Source organism: Mesorhizobium sp. M7A.F.Ca.CA.004.04.2.1 (assembly GCF_004022825.1).
Taxonomy (GTDB): Bacteria; Pseudomonadota; Alphaproteobacteria; order Rhizobiales; family Rhizobiaceae; genus Mesorhizobium.
Genome location: NZ_RZPH01001078.1, coordinates 1 through 1,957 on the forward strand (window position 1 = coordinate 1; position 1,957 = coordinate 1,957).

Annotated in this window: 1 protein-coding gene and 1 pseudogene; both read left to right on the plus strand. The window is 61.6% G+C overall.

All coding sequences use genetic code 11. The features are described from left to right. Positions 1-254: pseudogene (locus EN893_RS31465) on the plus strand (ATPase); the annotation flags it as partial. A 190-nt stretch (positions 255-444) separates the two neighbouring features. Then, a partial coding sequence (locus tag EN893_RS31470) for an MFS transporter (RefSeq protein ID WP_128362077.1) occupies positions 445-1,957 on the plus strand: 1,513 nt, incomplete at its 3' end.

A 1,957-nucleotide genomic window follows, 5' to 3' on the forward strand; every position in this document is an offset into this window, starting at 1 on the left:
ATCTTGCCCAGCGAACAGAGCCGCTGCGTCTCGCCGCCATCCATGTGATGACGTCGCTCACAGGTTCGGCGCTGCTGGCGCTGGCTGTCGATTTCGGCGAGATCGACGCTGAGGCTGCATGGGCCGCGGCTCATGTCGACGAGGACTGGCAGATCGAGCATTGGGGGCAGGACGCCGAAGCCGTTGCCCGCCGCGCGGCTCGCAAGCACGACATGATGGCTGCTGTCGGCCTGCTGGAAGCGCTCAAGGGCTAAGGGTTTCCCAGTTCGCCCGGTTTCATCCCGCAGCGCACCTAATACCAAAGTCATAATCCCAAAGACGCGCTGCCTTTGGCGGGCGCTTTCTGTCATTTTTCCCGAATGGCTGTCGTTGAGTCCGTGCTCGGAGGAGAACGCGGACGGTGTCGCGCAGCATCGAGAACGGGTCTCACGGGAGGATAACGAAATGGCAATAGCATCGACCGCCGGCGGAGCAAGCCGCGCCATGACGCGGGAGGAGAAGAAAGTCATCTTCGCTTCCTCGCTCGGCACCGTTTTCGAATGGTATGATTTCTATCTCTACGGCTCGCTGGCAGTGTTCATTGGTTCGACCTTTTTCAGTCCAGCCATCCCGGAAGCGACCCGCAATATCTTCGCGCTGCTGGCCTTCGCTGCCGGCTTCCTGGTGCGCCCGTTCGGCGCATTGCTGTTCGGCCGCATCGGCGATCTTGTCGGCCGTAAATATACCTTCCTCGTCACCATGACGATCATGGGCCTGTCGACCTTCCTGGTCGGCTTGCTGCCTGGCTATGCGACCTTGGGCATCGCCGCTCCGGTGATCCTGATCATCCTGCGCATGCTGCAGGGTCTGGCACTGGGTGGCGAATATGGCGGCGCGGCCACTTACGTCGCCGAACATGCGCCGGACAACCGGCGCGGCTACTACACCTCGTGGATCCAGACCACGGCGACGCTGGGCCTGTTCCTGTCGCTGGTTGTGATCCTGATCGTACAGGCTTCATTGAGCAAGGAAAACTATGCTGCCTGGGGCTGGCGTATTCCGTTCCTCGTATCCTTCCTGCTGCTAGGCATCTCGATCTGGATCCGGCTTTCGCTTTCCGAATCGCCGACCTTCCAGCGCATGAAGGATGAGGGCAAGGGCTCCAAGGCGCCGCTGACGGAAGCCTTCGGTCAATGGAAGAATGCCAAGATCGCACTGCTGGCGCTGCTCGGCCTCACCGCCGGTCAGGCCGTGGTCTGGTATAACGGCCAGTTCTATGCGCTGTTCTTCCTGACCAACGTGCTCAAGGTCGACGCGCAATCGGTCAACATCATGATCGCGATCGCCCTGGCAGTAGGCTCGATCTTCTTCGTCGTCTTCGGCTGGCTCTCCGACAAGATCGGCCGCAAGCCGATCATCATGGCGGGCCTTGCCTTAGCGATTGTATGCACCTTCCCGCTGTTCAAGGCACTGACCTGGGCTGCCAATCCGGCGCTTGCCACAGCCCAGCAGAACACGCGGGCGACGGTGACGGCGGCACCTGGAGATTGCAAGTTCCAGTTCAATCCGGTGGGTACCGCGAAGTTCACGACATCCTGCGATATCGCGACCTCGTTCCTGACCAAGAACTCGGTTCCCTATGACGTCGTGTCGACGGCCGCCGCCGGCACACCCGCATCTGTCAAGATCGGCAACGAGACGGTCGAGTCCTATGACGCCATCGCCGCCGGCGATCAGGCCAAGGCCAAGGAAACCGCCTTCATCAAGGCCGTCAACATGTCGCTGCAGGACGGCGGCTATCCGCTGAAGCGCGCGGCAGCCAAGGTTGCGGACCAGAAGCTCGATGCGTTTGTTGCCGCCAACCCGGAACTGAAGCTGGATGCCGCTGCCATCCGTGCCGGTGAGAAGGCGACGGTGCCGATCGACCAGGCAGTCAAGGACAAGCTGCTGACCACCGACGAGGCGGCGGGCGCACCCG